General features: G+C 71.7%; 16 protein-coding genes and 1 tRNA gene. 13 read left to right on the forward strand and 4 right to left on the reverse strand.

Translation table 11 applies throughout. The features are described from left to right. Window positions 1-63: 63 nt before the first annotated feature. From ACFQ2D_RS02115 to ACFQ2D_RS02150, 8 genes are all read left to right on the forward strand, one after another. Window positions 64-2,058, forward strand: a complete 1,995-nt coding sequence (locus ACFQ2D_RS02115; protein WP_280941942.1) for a heme lyase CcmF/NrfE family subunit — start codon at window positions 64-66, stop codon at window positions 2,056-2,058. Then, entirely contained in the window at window positions 2,058-2,615 is a 558-nt protein-coding gene (locus ACFQ2D_RS02120) for a DsbE family thiol:disulfide interchange protein (protein WP_280941943.1), read from the forward strand. Before ACFQ2D_RS02115 ends, ACFQ2D_RS02120 begins: the two co-directional genes overlap by 1 nt. Then, a complete protein-coding gene (locus ACFQ2D_RS02125; RefSeq protein WP_280941944.1) occupies window positions 2,612-3,064 on the forward strand; it encodes a cytochrome c-type biogenesis protein in 453 nt (150 codons plus the stop codon). The genes ACFQ2D_RS02120 and ACFQ2D_RS02125 overlap by 4 nt, the downstream gene beginning before the upstream one ends. Beyond that, window positions 3,058-4,113 carry a tetratricopeptide repeat protein gene (locus ACFQ2D_RS02130; protein WP_425603622.1) on the forward strand — a complete coding sequence of 352 codons (1,056 nt, stop codon included), beginning with the start codon at window positions 3,058-3,060 and terminating at the stop codon, window positions 4,111-4,113. The genes ACFQ2D_RS02125 and ACFQ2D_RS02130 overlap by 7 nt, the downstream gene beginning before the upstream one ends. Before the next feature lie 100 nt (window positions 4,114-4,213). Next, window positions 4,214-5,326: a homoserine O-acetyltransferase MetX gene (metX, locus tag ACFQ2D_RS02135; RefSeq protein ID WP_280941946.1), complete on the forward strand. Its 1,113-nt coding sequence runs from the start codon at window positions 4,214-4,216 to the stop codon at window positions 5,324-5,326. A 58-nt stretch (window positions 5,327-5,384) separates the two neighbouring features. Next, a complete protein-coding gene (locus ACFQ2D_RS02140) occupies window positions 5,385-5,978 on the forward strand; it encodes a cysteine dioxygenase family protein (protein WP_280941947.1) in 594 nt (197 codons plus the stop codon). 44 nt (window positions 5,979-6,022) lie between these two features. Continuing rightward, window positions 6,023-6,481, forward strand: coding sequence for a DUF2214 family protein (locus ACFQ2D_RS02145; RefSeq protein ID WP_280941948.1), 459 nt, complete (start codon window positions 6,023-6,025; stop codon window positions 6,479-6,481). A 29-nt stretch (window positions 6,482-6,510) separates the two neighbouring features. Beyond that, window positions 6,511-6,597: transfer RNA gene (locus ACFQ2D_RS02150), tRNA-Leu, on the forward strand. A 17-nt stretch (window positions 6,598-6,614) separates the two neighbouring features. Here the strand turns inward: ACFQ2D_RS02150 and ACFQ2D_RS02155 are convergent. Beyond that, window positions 6,615-7,037, reverse strand: a complete 423-nt coding sequence (locus ACFQ2D_RS02155) for a hypothetical protein (RefSeq protein ID WP_280941949.1) — start codon at window positions 7,035-7,037, stop codon at window positions 6,615-6,617. Between the two features lie 167 nt (window positions 7,038-7,204). On the opposite strand from ACFQ2D_RS02155, the gene ACFQ2D_RS02160 reads away from it, so the two are divergent. From ACFQ2D_RS02160 to ACFQ2D_RS02170, 3 genes are all read left to right on the forward strand, one after another. Next, on the forward strand, window positions 7,205-8,614 hold the full coding sequence (locus ACFQ2D_RS02160) for an ATP-dependent DNA helicase (RefSeq protein ID WP_280941950.1): 1,410 nt from the start codon (window positions 7,205-7,207) through the stop codon (window positions 8,612-8,614). A gap of 262 nt (window positions 8,615-8,876) precedes the next feature. Beyond that, window positions 8,877-10,034: a PQQ-dependent sugar dehydrogenase gene (locus tag ACFQ2D_RS02165; RefSeq protein ID WP_386795549.1), complete on the forward strand. Its 1,158-nt coding sequence runs from the start codon at window positions 8,877-8,879 to the stop codon at window positions 10,032-10,034. 88 nt (window positions 10,035-10,122) lie between these two features. Then, window positions 10,123-10,773, forward strand: a complete 651-nt coding sequence (locus tag ACFQ2D_RS02170; RefSeq protein WP_280941952.1) for a glutathione S-transferase family protein — start codon at window positions 10,123-10,125, stop codon at window positions 10,771-10,773. A gap of 10 nt (window positions 10,774-10,783) precedes the next feature. Here the strand turns inward: ACFQ2D_RS02170 and ACFQ2D_RS02175 are convergent, their stop codons facing one another. Beyond that, window positions 10,784-11,521: an extensin-like domain-containing protein gene (locus ACFQ2D_RS02175; RefSeq protein ID WP_280941953.1), complete on the reverse strand. Its 738-nt coding sequence runs from the start codon at window positions 11,519-11,521 to the stop codon at window positions 10,784-10,786. A 145-nt stretch (window positions 11,522-11,666) separates the two neighbouring features. Between ACFQ2D_RS02175 and ACFQ2D_RS02180 the strand changes: the two genes are divergently transcribed. After that, window positions 11,667-12,029 (forward strand): glycine zipper 2TM domain-containing protein, encoded by a 363-nt coding sequence (locus ACFQ2D_RS02180; protein WP_280941954.1) that lies wholly within the window; start codon window positions 11,667-11,669, stop codon window positions 12,027-12,029. Window positions 12,030-12,102: 73 nt separating this feature from the next. Here ACFQ2D_RS02180 and ACFQ2D_RS02185 read toward each other — a convergent pair whose 3' ends face one another. Together ACFQ2D_RS02185 and ACFQ2D_RS02190 are read right to left on the reverse strand one after the other, a co-directional pair. Then, window positions 12,103-13,248, reverse strand: a complete 1,146-nt coding sequence (locus ACFQ2D_RS02185) for an NAD-dependent epimerase/dehydratase family protein (RefSeq protein WP_280941955.1) — start codon at window positions 13,246-13,248, stop codon at window positions 12,103-12,105. A gap of 121 nt (window positions 13,249-13,369) precedes the next feature. Next, window positions 13,370-13,714, reverse strand: coding sequence for a RidA family protein (locus ACFQ2D_RS02190; RefSeq protein WP_280941956.1), 345 nt, complete (start codon window positions 13,712-13,714; stop codon window positions 13,370-13,372). Window positions 13,715-13,891: 177 nt separating this feature from the next. Between ACFQ2D_RS02190 and ACFQ2D_RS02195 the strand changes: the two genes are divergently transcribed. Then, window positions 13,892-14,731 (forward strand): BON domain-containing protein, encoded by an 840-nt coding sequence (locus ACFQ2D_RS02195; protein ID WP_280941957.1) that lies wholly within the window; start codon window positions 13,892-13,894, stop codon window positions 14,729-14,731. Window positions 14,732-14,770 lie beyond the last annotated feature (39 nt).

Here is a 14,770-nt window from a genome sequence, read left to right on the forward strand (position 1 = left end):
CCGCGCGTCACCGCTCCCGCCGCGCCGCCGTTCCGCGCCGCCCCCAGCAAGGTATCCGACTAAGTGCTTCCCGAACTCGGCCAGATCGCCCTCCTCCTCGCCCTGCTTGCGGCGCTGCTGCAGGCAGTATTCCCGCTGGTGGGCGCCGCCGGCGGGCGGCCGGCCTGGATGGCGGTGGGGCGACCCGCGGCGTACGCGCAGCTGCTGCTGCTCGGGTTCGCGTACGCGGTGCTGACGGCAGCGTTCGTGCGCCAGGACTTCTCGGTCCTGTACGTGGCCAACAACTCCAATTCGCTGCTGCCGATGGTGTACCGCTACACCGCGGTCTGGGGTTCGCACGAGGGCTCGTTGCTGCTGTGGGTGCTGATGCTGGGCGTGTGGAACGCGGCGGTGGCGCTGTGGTCGCGGGCGCTGCCCGAGGTGGTGGCGGCGCGGGTGCTGGGCGTGATCGGACTGGTCGCGATCGGCTTCCTGTCGTTCATGGTGTTCACCTCCAACCCGTTCGAGCGCCTGCTGCCGGCGGCGGCCGAGGGCCACGACCTCAACCCGCTGCTGCAGGACCCGGGGATGATCATCCATCCCCCGATGCTCTACATCGGCTACATCGGCTTCGTGGTGCCGTTCGCCTTCGCCATCGCCGCCCTGCTCGAGGGCAAGGTGGATGCGCGCTGGCAGCGCTGGACCCGGCCGTGGACCAACGTGGCCTGGGGCTTTCTCACCATCGGCATCGCGCTGGGCTCGTGGTGGGCCTACTACGAACTGGGCTGGGGCGGCTGGTGGTTCTGGGACCCGGTGGAGAACGCCAGCTTCATGCCCTGGCTGGCCGGAGCGGCACTGATCCATTCCCAGGCGGTCACCGAGAAGCGCGGCAGCTTCGGCGGCTGGACCCTGCTGCTGGCGATCGCCACGTTCTCGCTGTCGCTGCTGGGCGCGTTCCTGGTGCGCTCGGGCGTGCTGACCAGCGTGCACTCGTTCGCGGCCGATCCGTCGCGCGGGCTGTTCATCCTCGCCTTCCTGGCGGCGGTGATCGGCGGCGCGCTGCTGCTGTACGTGCTGCGCGCGCCGCGCCTGCCCGACGGCCGGCCGTTCGCCGCGTCATCGCGCGAGACCCTGCTGCTGGTCAACAACCTCCTGCTCACCGCCGCCTGCGCGATGGTGCTGCTGGGCACGCTCTACCCGCTGCTGGCCGATGCGCTGGACCTGGGCAAGGTGTCGGTGGGGCCGCCCTACTTCGGCACGCTGTTCCTGGTGCTGATGGCGCCGCTGGTGCTGCTGGTCCCGTTCGGCCCGCTGACGCGCTGGCAGCAGGAGCAGGCGTCCAGGCCGGTGGCGATGCTGCTGCCCTGGCTGGGCCTCGCGCTGGCGGCGGGCGTGGCCGGGTGGTTCATCGCGCCGCAGGGCCCGCTGAAGACCGCCGCGGGCGTGTTCGCCGCGGCCTGGGTGGCGCTGGGCACGCTGCGCTTCGTCTGGAGCCGGGTGCGCGCGGCCGGGCGCACGTTCACGCCTGAAATGCTGGGCATGGTGCTCGGGCACGCCGGCATCGCCGTGTTCGTGGCCGGCGCGCTGCTGGTCGAGGCGCAGCTGGTGCAGCGCGAGGTGGCGCTGTCCCCCGGGCAGACGGTGGAGATCGGCCGCTACGCCTTCCGTTTCGACGGGGTGGAACGCGTGCCCGGCCCGAACTACATGGCCGACCGCGGCACGGTCCAGGTCTTCCGCGACGAGCGGCCGCTGGCGCTGCTGCATCCGGAAAAGCGCGCCTATGCCTCGGGCGGCCAGGTGATGACCGATGCCGGCATCCACGCCGGGATCATGGCCGACGTGTTCGCGGCGCTGGGCGAACCGCTGGGCAACGGCGCCTGGGCGGTACGGGTGCAGATCAAGCCGCTGGTGCGATGGATCTGGGCAGGCGCGTTCCTGATGGCGCTGGGCGGTTTCGTCACCGCGCTCGACCGGCGCTTCCGCCGGGTCGGTCGCGAGCGCGATGCCGCATCGGCGGTGCGCGGCGACGATCGCGATGGCGCGGCGGGCGCGGTGCCCGCGCGCGGAGGAGAACACTGATGGCGCGTTCCCGTGCCGTGCCCGCCGTGGTCATCGGCGTGGTCTTCGTCGGCCTGGTCGGCCTGCTGCTGTACGGCGTGCTGGTCTCCGACCGCGCCGACCGCGAGGCCCTGCCCTCGCCGCTGATCGGCAAGCCGGCACCCGCCTTCGAGCTTCCGGTGCTGCACCAGCCCGGTCGCCTGTTCTCGTCGGAAGAACTGCGCGGCCAGCCCTACCTGCTCAACGTCTGGGGCAGCTGGTGCCCGGGCTGCCGGGTCGAGCATCCGGTGATCACGCGCTTCGCCGAGACCAAGCGCGTGCGCGTGGTCGGCTACAACTGGAAGGACGAGCACGCCGACGCGATGCGCTGGCTCGAGCAGTTCGGCAACCCCTACTGGCTGGTGCTGGTGGACTACGAGGGCCGCAAGGCGATCGACTGGGGCATCTACGGCGCGCCCGAGACGTTCCTGGTCGATGCCCAGGGCATCGTGCGCTGGAAGCACGTCGGGCCGGTTGACGACGGGGTGATCGCCGACAGCCTGGTGCCGCTGCTCGACGAACTGGGGGTGCCACGATGAGCGCCTGGCTGCGTTGCGGCGGCGCCCTGCTCCTCGCCGCCCTGCTGCTGGTGCCGGCGGGCGTCGCGGCGCAGGCGGTGCGCGATGCCACGCCGCTGGAATTCCGCGATGCCGACGAGGCGCGGCGCTTCAACGGGCTGGTGGCGGAACTGCGCTGCGTGATGTGCCAGAACCAGTCGCTGGCCGATTCCAATGCCCAGATCGCGCACGACCTGCGCCGCGAGGTCTTCGACCTGATGCGCAGCGGCCGCAGCGACGAGGAGATCCGCAGCTTCCTGGTCGAGCGCTATGGCGAGTTCGTGCTGTACCGCCCGCGCTTCGGCGGGCATACCGCGCTGCTGTGGCTGGCGCCGGGGCTTGTGCTGCTGGTCGGCGTGGTGGTCGTGGCGCGCATCGTGCGGGCGCGCAGCAGCCGGCCGCTGCCGGCGGACGAGGAACAGGAGTGGTGAGCGTGCCGATACTGTACGTCGTGCTGGCCGTGGCCGCGCTGGCCACCGCCGCCGTGGTCGCCGCGCCGCTGCGCCGCGCGACGCCGAAGCTGTTCGCGGCCGTCGTGCTGGTGGTGCCGGTGCTGGCCTTCGCGCTGTACCGCATCGTCGGCACCCCTGCCGCGCTCGATCCCGCCCTGGCGGCGGCGAGCGCGCAGGCGGATGCGCCGACGATGGAGGAAGCCATCGCCGAGCTGGAGGCCGCGCTGCGGCGCGATCCGGCCCAACCCGAGGGCTGGCGCCTGCTGGCGCGCGCCTACGCGGCGCAGGGCGAGCGGGCCAAGTCCCGCGATGCCTTCATGCGGGCGCTGGAGCAGATTCCCGACGATCCGGAACTTCTCATCGAGACCGCGCAGGCACGCGCGCAGGCCGCGCCGGGCAACCAGTTCGACGACGAGGCGCTGGCGCAGCTGCGGCGGGCGCTCGCGCTCGACCCGGGCAACCAGCGCGCCCTGTGGTTCATCGGCGTGGTCCAGCGCCAGCGCGGCGATGACCGCGCGGCCGTGGAAACCTGGGAGACGCTGCTGCCGGCGCTCGATGCGGACACCGCCGCCGCGTTGCGCACCCAGATCGACCAGGCCCGCGAGGCCGCGGGCATGCCGCCGCTGGCGCCTGCCGAGGTCGCGTCCGTGTCGGCCGACGATGGCGCCGCGCCGGGCGCCGGGCTGCGCGTGCGCGTCTCGCTGGACCCGGAATTCGCCGCGCGCGTGCGCCTGCGCGGCGATGCCACCGTGTTCGTGATCGCGCGCGCGGCGGGCGGGCCGCCGATGCCGGTGGCGGTCGAACGCCATGCGCTGCAGTCGCTGCCGCTGGAGGTGGTGCTCGACGACGGCGACAGCCCGATGCCGACGGCGAAGCTGTCGAGTCTGCGCGAGGTCGAGGTGCTGGCGCGCATTTCCGCCACCGGCAGCGCCAACCGCTCCGAAGGCGACCTCGAATCGGCGCCGGTGCGGCTTGCGCTGCCCGCGGACGGGCCGGTGGACCTGGTGATCGGCGCGCAGGCGCCCTGAGGCAAGGACGCCGCGTGCCGCGAGCAGGCGCGGCGCGCACCAGGGCGAGCCTTGCCGGGATGCCGCCTGGCGGCCCGGTCGATGCCGCTAGAATCGCGCGATGACCGAATTCATCCCGCCCGCCACCCGCTGGATCGACCTGCCCTCGCCGTTCGCCATGAAGCGCGGCGGCACGCTGCACGGCGCGCGCGTCGCCTACGAGACCTGGGGCGAACTCGACGCGGCGCGCAGCAACGCCATCCTGATCGTCACCGGCCTCTCGCCGGACGCGCATGCCGCGTCCTGCGCGGCCGACCCGACGCCCGGCTGGTGGGAGGCCATGCTCGGGCCCGGCAAGGCGATCGACACCGGCCGCTGGTTCGTGGTCTGCGTGAACTCGCTGGGCAGCTGCAAGGGTTCGACCGGTCCGGCCTCGCTCAATGCGGCAACCGGCTGCGCCTACCGGCTCGACTTCCCCGACGTCTCGATCGAGGACATCGCCGACGCCGCCGCGCACGTGGTGCGGGCGCTGGGCATCGAACGCCTGGCCTGCGTGATCGGCAATTCGATGGGCGGCATGACCGCGCTGGCCCTGCTGCAGCGCCATCCGGGGCTTGCCCGCAGCCATGTCAACGTCTCGGGCAGCGCCCGCGCCCTGCCGTTCTCGATCGCCGTGCGCTCGCTGCAGCGGGAAGCGATCCGGCTGGATCCCAACTGGAACAACGGCGGATACGACGAGGCCACGTATCCCGAGTCGGGCATGCGCATCGCGCGCAAGCTCGGCGTGATCACCTATCGTTCGGCGCTGGAATGGGACGGCCGCTTCGGCCGCGTGCGCCTGGACTCCGACCAGCTCGACGAGGATCCCTTCGGCCTCGAGTTCCAGGTCGAGAGCTACCTGGAAGGCCACGCGCGGCGCTTCGTGCGCCGCTACGACCCCAACAGCTATCTATACCTGAGCCGTTCGATGGACTGGTTCGACCTGTCGGAGGGCAACGGTGGCGATGTCCTCGCCGCGCTGGCGGGCCTGCGGGTGGAGCGGGCGCTGGCGATCGGCGCGCGCACCGACATCCTGTTCCCGGTCGAGCAGCAGGAGGAGATCGCCGAGGGCCTGGCCCTGGGCGGCGCCGACGCACAGTTCCTCGGGCTGGAATCGCCGCAGGGCCACGACGCCTTCCTGGTGGACTTCGACCGCTTCGGCCCGGCGATCCGCGGCTTCCTCGACGCGCTCTGAACCCCGCGCGGCCGGACCGGCTTGGATTGTTTCAAGCGGTACGGTCTAGAATGGGTCCATGAGCCCTGACGCCGAGACCGGCCTGCCCTTCGAAGGGCGCGAGCGCTTCATCGCCGCCGTCGACGCGGCGGTCCGCAGCGGCGACGGCCACGCGGTCACCGCATCGTTGCGCGGCGTGCTGTGCGAGCTGATCCGCGATCCGTCCGTGCGCCTGCCGGCCTGCGTGCACGACCGGCTCGAGGACCATTACGCCCGGCGCGAGATCTACCGCAGTCCGGACCTGGGCTACAGCGTGATCGCGATGACCTGGGGCCCCGGCCAGGGCACGCCGGTGCACGACCACTGCGGCCTGTGGTGCGTGGAGGGCGTGTGGCACGGCGAACTGGAGATCACCCAGTACGAACTGCTGGAGAGCGACGGCGAGCGCTGCCGCTTCCGCGCCGCCGGCGGCATGCGGGCTGGCCCCGGCAGTGCCGGCAGCCTGATCCCGCCGCACGAGTACCACACGATCCGCAACGCCAGCGAGGACGCAGTGGCGGTATCGGTGCACATCTACGAAGGCCGCATGGACCACTGCTGCCGCTTCGAACCCGAGGATGGCGAATGGTACCGGCGCGTGCCGGCGACCCTGGTGATCGATCGCGCCGCCTGAGCCGGTTGCGCTAGGCTTCGGCCCTCCCCCGCCGAGGCACGTCCATGCTGACCGACTTCCTGCTCGCCAGCCTCCACCACCTGCTCGCCTTCGGTCTGGTCGCGATGCTCGCGCTCCAGTCCGGGCTGCTGTCGCGCCCGATCGACGCGGCCGCGATGCGGCGCCTGGCGGGCCTGGACCGGGGCTATGGCCTGACCGCGGTGCTGCTGCTGTTCGCCGGCGGCGCGCGCCTGTTCCACGGGGTCAAGGGCAGCGATTTCTACCTGCACAATCCCTGGTTCCACGCCAAGGTCGGCGCCTTCGTGCTGACCGCCGCGCTGTCGCTCTGGCCCACCCTCGCCTTCCTGCAGTGGCGCCGGCAGCTGCGCGCCAACGCGGCCTGGTCGCCGGATCCTGCCCAGGTCGGCAGGTTGCGCACGATCGTGCGCCTGGAATTCGCGCTGATCGCCGTGATCCTGGTCTGCGCCGCCGGCATGGCCCGCCACGGCGGCCTGCCGTTCTGACCGGCCGGCCCGCTATACTGCGCGCCCGCGCCGGAATGGCGGAATCGGTAGACGCAGCGGACTCAAAATCCGCCGCCCTTAAAAGCGTGTGGGTTCGAGTCCCACTTCCGGCACCAGGGACAATGTCCGTCCGCTACTGCGACCCCGTGGGCGCCGGGCGGACGGCGCGCAGGTGGCGGCGCTGGCCCGCCTCGGTCCTCGGCGACGTCGCGCGGCCCATGCGGTGCGGTTCGGCCCTGCGTCCGCGCGTGCTGCCGGATGGCGCGGCGCCCTGGCCTTCGACGATCTCCTGCGCCGTATCGCCCGGTCTCGTGCCTGCCGCGCCCGCCGGCAGGTCGAACAGGCGGAACGCCACGTCCGGATGCACGACGGCATAGAGCTGGCGCTCGACCTCGCGCGAGACGTCGTCCCACACGCTGGAGTCGTAGAGGTGGCGGCACAGGTCGCTGAGGTGGATCGATTCGCCATGCGCCTGGTAGGCAGCCAGCGGCGGCGCGAGTCCGCGGGGGACGACGACGAAGGTTCCATCCCTGCATTCGAACAGCGAGAACGGCATGGCAGCTCCAGCTGCGCTGAGGTCCCGGTGCGACGCCCATCCCTGCGTCCCCTGACCTGAACGCTACACGTTTCGCGACGGATACGTGTGAACAGGCCGCGGGCGCATTCACGCGCATCCCGGCCGCGTCGCTGGCGGGTCCTGCCGGTGCGGCGCATCATCTCTCCATGAGCATTCGCGACACCCTGAAATGGCTGGCGCGCGACCTGTCCCGCGTCGAGGACCGGATCGTGCCCGAGCAGGGCCAGCGCCAGGCCAGGCGCTATACCTCCACGCCCGACCAACTGGCCGGCGTGGAGGTGCTGCCCGAGTACGAGTTCATCCTCGAGGCGATCCAGTCCGGCTGCCCGGCCCTGTTCGTGACCGGCAAGGCCGGCACCGGCAAGTCGACGCTGATCCACTGGCTGCGCAGCCGGCTCGATTCCTGCGCGGTGGTGGCGCCGACTGCGGTCGCGGCCGCGGCGGTCCAGGGCGACACGATCCACTCCTTCTTCGGCCTTCCGCCGCGGCTGATCGACCCGGAGGAGAAGCATCCGCTCAGCAGCAAGGTGCGGCTGGTGCTGGAAAACGTGAAGTGCCTGATCGTGGACGAGGTGTCGATGGTGCTGCCGAACATGGTCGACACCATGAGCAACATCCTGCGCAGCGCCCGCGACGACGAGCGCCCTTTCGGCGGCGTGCCGGTGATCTTCGTCGGCGACCTGCTGCAGCTGCCGCCGGTGGTGGGCACGCCCGAGGAGGTCGTGTACTTCTCGCATCGCTACCGCACGCGCTATTTCTTCTCGGCCGACATCTTCCGCGAGCAGCCGATCGTGCCGGTGGTACTGGCCAAGGTGCGGCGCCAGGCCGACGAAGACTTCATCGAGGCGCTCAACCGCATCCGCCTGGGCGAGGACTGCCGCGAGGCGGTCGCGCTGTTCAACCGCACCTGCTACCGCGACCGCGCGGCGGATGCGCCGGCCGGCACCTACCTGGTCCCGACCAACCAGAGCGCGCGCAGCATCAACATGCGCGAGCTCGACCAGCTGCCGGGCGACACCCGGCTGTACGAAGCGCGCGTGGGCGGCACGGTGGCCGCCAACAAGTGGAAGCTGCCGGTGCCCGACCGCCTGGAGCTGAAGCTTGGCGCCAAGGTGATCTTCCTCAAGAACCGCAAGCCCGACTGGATCAACGGCGACCTGGCCACCGTGGTGGGGCTGGAAGACGACCACGTGCGCGTGCGCAAGGACGAGACCGACAACGTGCTGCTGGTGGGCCGCGAGACCTGGCACAAGTACAAGTACGTCTACGATTACCAGACCCGGCGGGTCGAAGCCGAGGTGGTGGGCAGCTTCGAGCAGTTCCCGCTGGCGCTGGGCTGGGCGATGACCATCCACAAGTCGCAGGGCCTGAGCCTGGACGCGATGACCCTCAACCTCGGCGACGGCGGCGCCTTCGCCGAGGGCCAGACCTACGTGGCGCTGTCGCGCGCGCGGACCCTGGAAGGCATCACCCTGGCGCGGCCGATCTCGATGCGCGACGTGCGCGCCGATCCGGTGGTGCTGGCGTTCTACCGCGAGCTCGGGATCGACCGCTGAGCGCCGCCTGCGGCCTTCGGCCGCCTTGGCCGATCACGGCGAGCTAACGCCACGCGCGCTACTGGAAGCGCGTGGCGCACCGGAGACCGTGCGCACCCGTCCTGCAGGGAGCATGCGCATGCGCCTGACCTGGTCCGCCTGCCTTTTCCTCGCGCTGGCCCTCGCGGGCTGCGACGAGGTCGTCGTCGAGACGTCCTCGCAGCGGGAAGAGCGGACCGCCGCCGAGACGCGGGCGCGGCAGCAGCTTGCGTCTCCAGTGGTGGTGTCCAGGCGTTCCCCGGAACGCGCCGCGCCACAGGTGCCCGCACCCGCCGCTGTCGCACCTGCGGCTGCCGAGCGCGCGACCGGCGGCAACGGCCCGCGACGGCGCATCGTCGAACCCGATCCGCCTTTCCGCAGCACGCCGGTGGCCACCCTGGACGAGCCCTGGGCGATGACCTTCCTGCCCGACGGGCGCCTGCTGGTGACGCAGAAGGCCGGGTCGCTGCGCATCGTCGATCCGGCGACCGGCCGGGTCGGCACGGTCAGCGGCGTGCCGGCCGTCGCCTATGGCGGCCAGGGCGGCCTGGGCGACGTGATCCTGCATCCGCAGTACGCCAGCAACCGGCGCATCTACCTGAGCCACGTCGAGCGCAGCGGATCGCTGTACGGTGCGGTGGTGGTCCGCGCGCGGCTGACGCCCGACAGCGCCGGCGGCGGCCACCTCGACATGGTCGAGCGGATCTGGGAGCAGGTGCCCAAGGTGGGCGGCCAGGGACACTTCAGCCACCGCCTCGCCTTCGACGCCGGCGGCAAGCTCTGGATCACCTCCGGCGACCGCCAGAAGTTCGATCCGGCCCAGGACATGTCCGGCAATCTCGGCAAGATCCTCCGCCTCAACGCCGACGGCAGCGTTCCTGCCGACAATCCCTTCGCGAACCAGGGCGGCGTGGCGGCGCAGGTCTGGACGCGGGGCCACCGCAATCCCCTGGGCATCGCCTTCGACGCCGAGGGCCGCCTGTGGGCGCACGAGATGGGCCCCGAAGGCGGCGACGAGCTCAACCTGATCCTGCGCGGGCGCAACTACGGCTGGCCGCTGGTGTCCAACGGCAACCACTACGGCGGCGCGCCGATCCCCGACCACGGCACGCGACCCGACCTGGAAGCGCCCAAGACCTGGTGGACGCCGGTGATCGCGCCGGCCGGCATGGTCATCTACTCGGGGAACCTGTTCCCCACCTTCCGCGGCGATGCCTTCATCGGCGGGCTCGCCTCGCAGGCGCTGGTGCGGGTGCGCTTCAACGGCACCGCGGCGGCCGAGTACCGGCGCTACCCGATGGGCCGCCGCATCCGCGAGGTCGAACAGGGGCCGGACGGCGCCCTGTGGCTGCTGGAGGACGGCGCCGGCGGACGCCTGCTCAGGCTCACCCCGCCGGGCTGACGGCCACCCGGGCGGTGTGTCATGCGTGTCCGGCGTCGATTCCACGCGCGCCGGCTCGTCGCATCGCAAACCGTCCGGAGTCCCGAGCATGCCGCCGATCCTGTACGCCCATCCGTTCTCCTCCTACTGCCAGAAGGTGCTGGTGGCGCTGTACGAAAACGACACCGGTTTCGAACTGCGGCATCTCGAGCAGGCGCCGTACATGGACGAACTGGCCGCGCTGTGGCCGATGAAGCGCTTCCCGGTGCTGGTCTACGAGGGCCGCACGGTGATCGAGGCCAGCATCATCATCGAGCACCTGCGGCTCCACCATCCAGGTCGCCGGCCGCTGCTCCCCGCCGGCGCCGACGCCGCGCTCGAGGTGCGGATGCTGGACCGCTTCTTCGACAACTACGTCTCCACGCCGCAGCAGACGTGCGTGTTCGACGCGCTGCGCCCGCCCGGCGAGCGCGACCCGCGGGGCGTATCCGAGGCCAGGGCGATGCTGGACACGGCCTATGCCTGGCTCGACGCGCACATGGAGGGACGCACCTGGGCGGCGGCGGATTGCTTCAGCCTGGCCGACTGCGGCGCGGCGCCGTTCCTGTTCTACGCCCACTTCACGCATCCGATCCCGGACCGCTATCCTCGCCTGCTGGCCTATCGTGCGCGCCTGCTGGCGCGGCCATCGTTCGCGCGCGTGGTCGAGGAAGCGCGGCCCTACCGGTCGTACTTCCCGCTGGGGCCGATCGAGGACTGACGCCGGCCCACTAGCGGCAGATGCGCGCGCGGCCGCGGTCGAGGTGGAAGTGGTCGGCATGCGCGGCGTTGTAATCGGGGCCGAGCACGACATCGAACCAGTCGCAGGCGCCGTCGCGCAGTTCGCGCAGGAAGGCGGCCTCGGCCGGCAGGTCGGCGCCCTCTCCCGTCCCGTCGCTGGCCCAGTCGCCCAGCACCCGGATACGGCGGCCGTCTTCGAGCACGAAACCGGCGATGTCCAGCGCATCCGCGCTGGCGTGCTGGCTGCGCCTGCCGCCCTCGCGCCCATAGAGGTTGCGGCAGTTGTAGGAACCGAAGTGCTCGATCCGCGCCACCGGGCTGCCCAGGTGGTGCAGCGCGGCCTGCTGCAGCGCATGGCGTTCCCACATCGCCAGCGACAGCGCGGCACGGCAGCTGAGCGCAAACGCCTCGCCGACGGCCACGCTGGTGCGCGCGATCCGGAACGCATTGTCGAAGCCACAGCCCGGGCCGGTCTCGCGATCGTCGAGCGCCACGGCGTCCATGCCGGCCTGCGCGAGCGCTTCCCGGCAGAGTCGCCGGTCGGCCGACGCGCGCTGGAACTTGTAGCGGGTGAGTGCATTGGGCGCATCGTCGAGCCGCAGGGGTGCCCAGGGATTCCACGCGTCCGGCAGCCGCAGCGCGCCCGACCACAGCGCCCAGCCCGCGAACGCAACGAGCAGCAGGAACAGCAGGCCCGACAGCGGGCGGCGTGGTGCGCTTGGCTTCATCGTTCCGCATCCTGCGTGCGGCCTGTGCAGCGTGCGTGAGGGCATGTCCGCCGACTGAATCGCGATCGGCGAAAGCCCCCGGTTTCACCGTGGTTTTTCGCCTGGATCGCGAGCATCGCCCTACCGAGAACAGACGGAGGTTGAGATGAAACGGATTCACGGCATCGCGGTCGCGACCCTTGCCCTGGCCGCAGCGCCGCTGGCGCAGGCGCAGATCTACGGTCCCGAGGATGAAGGTCTCCGCTTCAGCGACGGCACCCGTGTGGTTTGCGAAGAGGTCGAGACGCATCGCGCGCAGGGCGATCCGAACCGGATCGCGGGTACCGCCGTCGGCGCGGTGGTGGGCGGCCTGCTCGGCAGCCAGGTCGGCAGCGGTCGCGGCCGTGACCTGGCGACCGTGGGCGGCGCGGTGGCGGGCGGCGCGCTGGGACGGAATATCCAGGGCGACGTGCAGGAGCGCAAGGGCGAGCGCGTGGTCGAAAAACGCTGCGAACGCGTGCTGCCCTGATTCGAGGGCCGATGGATCTTCTTGGGACTGCCGCCGCCAGGGCGGCAGTCCTTTTTGTGGCACGCCGGTCCGCTCAGCCGCCGGCCCTGGCCTTCCAGGCCTGCAGGATCCGCGCCTCCTGCTCGCGGCTCGGCCCCGCTTCCAGCCTGGCCTGGCGCTCGGGCGGCAGCGAGCGGAACCACTCCAGCAGATCCGCGACGGTGGTGGCGAGCGGGCGGAAGGTCAGCCCGGCTTCGATTGCGCGGGCGTTGCTCACCGCGCCATAGCCACCGAACTGCGGGTGCCGGCGCGACACCCAGATGGGGAAGCCCACCTCCTGCGATTCGAGGAAATCGGCCGGCACGTGGGTGAAACTCGCCGGCCCCCCGGTCACCGCATGGCAGCCGTGGACCATCGCGTCCGTGGTGAGCGTGTAGTCCGGCCCGCAGGCGTTGAAAGTGCCGGTGGTGCCGTTTTCGGCCAGGCGGATCATCCATTCGCCCAGGTCGCGGCCGTCGATGATCTGCACCGGGTCGGTGCCGTCGCCCGGCACGAGGATGTCCCCACCCTGCGCGATACGGTGCGGCCAGTAGGTGAAGCGGTCGGTCTGGTCGCGCGGACCGACGATGTAGCCGGGGCGCACGATGGTGGTGTTCGCGCCGAACTGCTTGCGCGCCTCCGCCTCGCTGAGTGCCTTCAGCGGACCGTAGAGGTTGCCCATGTCGGCGATCAGGGTCTCACGCGTTTCGGCCATGGCATCGCGGCCGCCGTATGGCGCCAGCGGCGCGTCTTCGGTGATGCCCGGCCTGGAACCGTCCGCATAGACCGAGATCGTCGACACGAACAGGTAGTGGCCGACGCGCCCCTTCAGCACGCGGCCGGCATCGCGCACCCAGAACGGCAATGACGTGGGATTGTCGATGCACACGTCCCACTCGCGCCCTTCGAGCGCCTTGAGGTCCCCGGTATTGCGATCGCCGTGCAGCTGCTCGACCTCGTCGTCCCACTCCGGCGACGGGCTGCGTCCGCGATTGAACAGCGTGACCTTGTGCCCGCGCGCCAGCGCATACCGCACCTGGAACGGTCCGGTGAAACCGGTGCCGCCCAGGATCAGGATGCGCAGCGGTTTTGCGGCGCGCTCCACCGTGGCCTCGCCCGCGGCCATGGCCAGCGACGGCAGCGCGGTGGACGCGGCGGCGAGCGCGCCGAGCTTGAACAGGTTGCGGCGGGTCGTCTGCATGGCGGGTTCCCCAGGGATGTGCCCGCCGTTCTACCACCGCCGCCGAAGCCCCCGCCCATGGCGGAAGTCGGGGGTCGCCCCGCTGCCGCCACGCCCGGCAAAGCGCCGCGGCGCGGGCGGCTCAGACCGCCGCGGTCACCACGATCTCGACCTTCCATTCCGGCCGGGCGAGCCGGGCCTCGACGGTGGCGCGCGAGGGCGCCTGCCCCGCCGCGACCCAGGCATCCCAGGCGCGGTTCATGCCGTCGAAATCGGCGATGTCGGCCAGGTAGATCTGCGCGCGCAGGATCCGGGTCTTGTCGCTGCCGGCCTGCGCCAGCAGCGCGTCGATGGCCTCCAGCACCTCGCGCGTCTGGGTCTCGATGTCCGCGCCGTCGGTTTCCGGGACCTGCCCGGCGAGGTAGACCACGCCGTTGTGGATGCTGGCTTCGGACATGCGCGGGCCGGCGTCGATGCGCTGGATCATCGTGGCTCCAAGGGTGACGGGAGCTGCACGATAGGACATGGGCCTTGGCGAGGGAAGCGGCCGGTCGTGGCGACGACGCGCCGCTCGCGCGTCGCGAACGGAATTTCGACGCGGCCCATGCGCGGCACCCACGCGCGGGCAGGCAGCATCGCCCTACCCCCACGACTGGAGCGAACGATGGCTGACCGTGACCCACGTGAACGCGCGCGCAGGCGGGAATCCTCATGGCTCGAGGACAGCGGCGCCGAAGCGCGCGGCGACGACTACACCCGCGAACTCGCCGACCGCTACGGCCACGGCGAAGGCGGATACGACCGCGGTGCCTATCGCCAGGGCGGCCATGGCGAGGCCACGCGCGACCACGGCGGCCTGGATGCCGACGCACCCCGCGGCGTGCGCGGCAAGCGCGTCGCCGACAGCAGCGATCGCGGAGCACCGCGCGGGCGCGCCGGGCGCGATCGCGGCGATGGCGCCCGCTGGGCCGGCGGCGGCCACGATGGCGCAACCCGGTTCGGCGGTGGCGCGGACCAGGACATGCGGTCGGGCGGCCAGTACCAGGGCGAAAGCGGACACGGCGCGCGTCCGGCACAGGCGGGCGACTTCGCCGGCGGTGGTTACCTGGGGCGCGGCACCGGCTCCCGGCCGCAGCACGCTGCGCGCAGCGGCGGTGCCTTCGGCGACAACCCGCGCGGCTGGTACGGCCCGGACGGCGGCGATGGCGACGGAGGCAGGGGCGGCACTTCCGCGCAACCGGCAACGGGTTTTCGTGGCCGAGGACCGAAGAACTACCGGCGCCCCGACCAGCGCATCGTCGAGGACCTGTGCGAACGGCTGACGGACGACGACGACATCGACGCCAGCGATATCGAAGTGCAGGTGGATCAGGGCGTCGTGACCCTTGCCGGCACGGTCGGCGAACGCTGGATGAAGCATCGCGCCGAAGACCTGGCTGGCCGCTGCAGCGGCGTGCGCGACGTGGACAACCGCATCCGGGTGCTACGCGGCGACCACCGCTAGCGGGCGTGCGGCCATGCCCCGACGGGCGTGGCCGCCGCC

This window comes from Luteimonas composti, from assembly GCF_042678665.1.
GTDB lineage: Bacteria > Pseudomonadota > Gammaproteobacteria > Xanthomonadales > Xanthomonadaceae > Luteimonas > Luteimonas composti.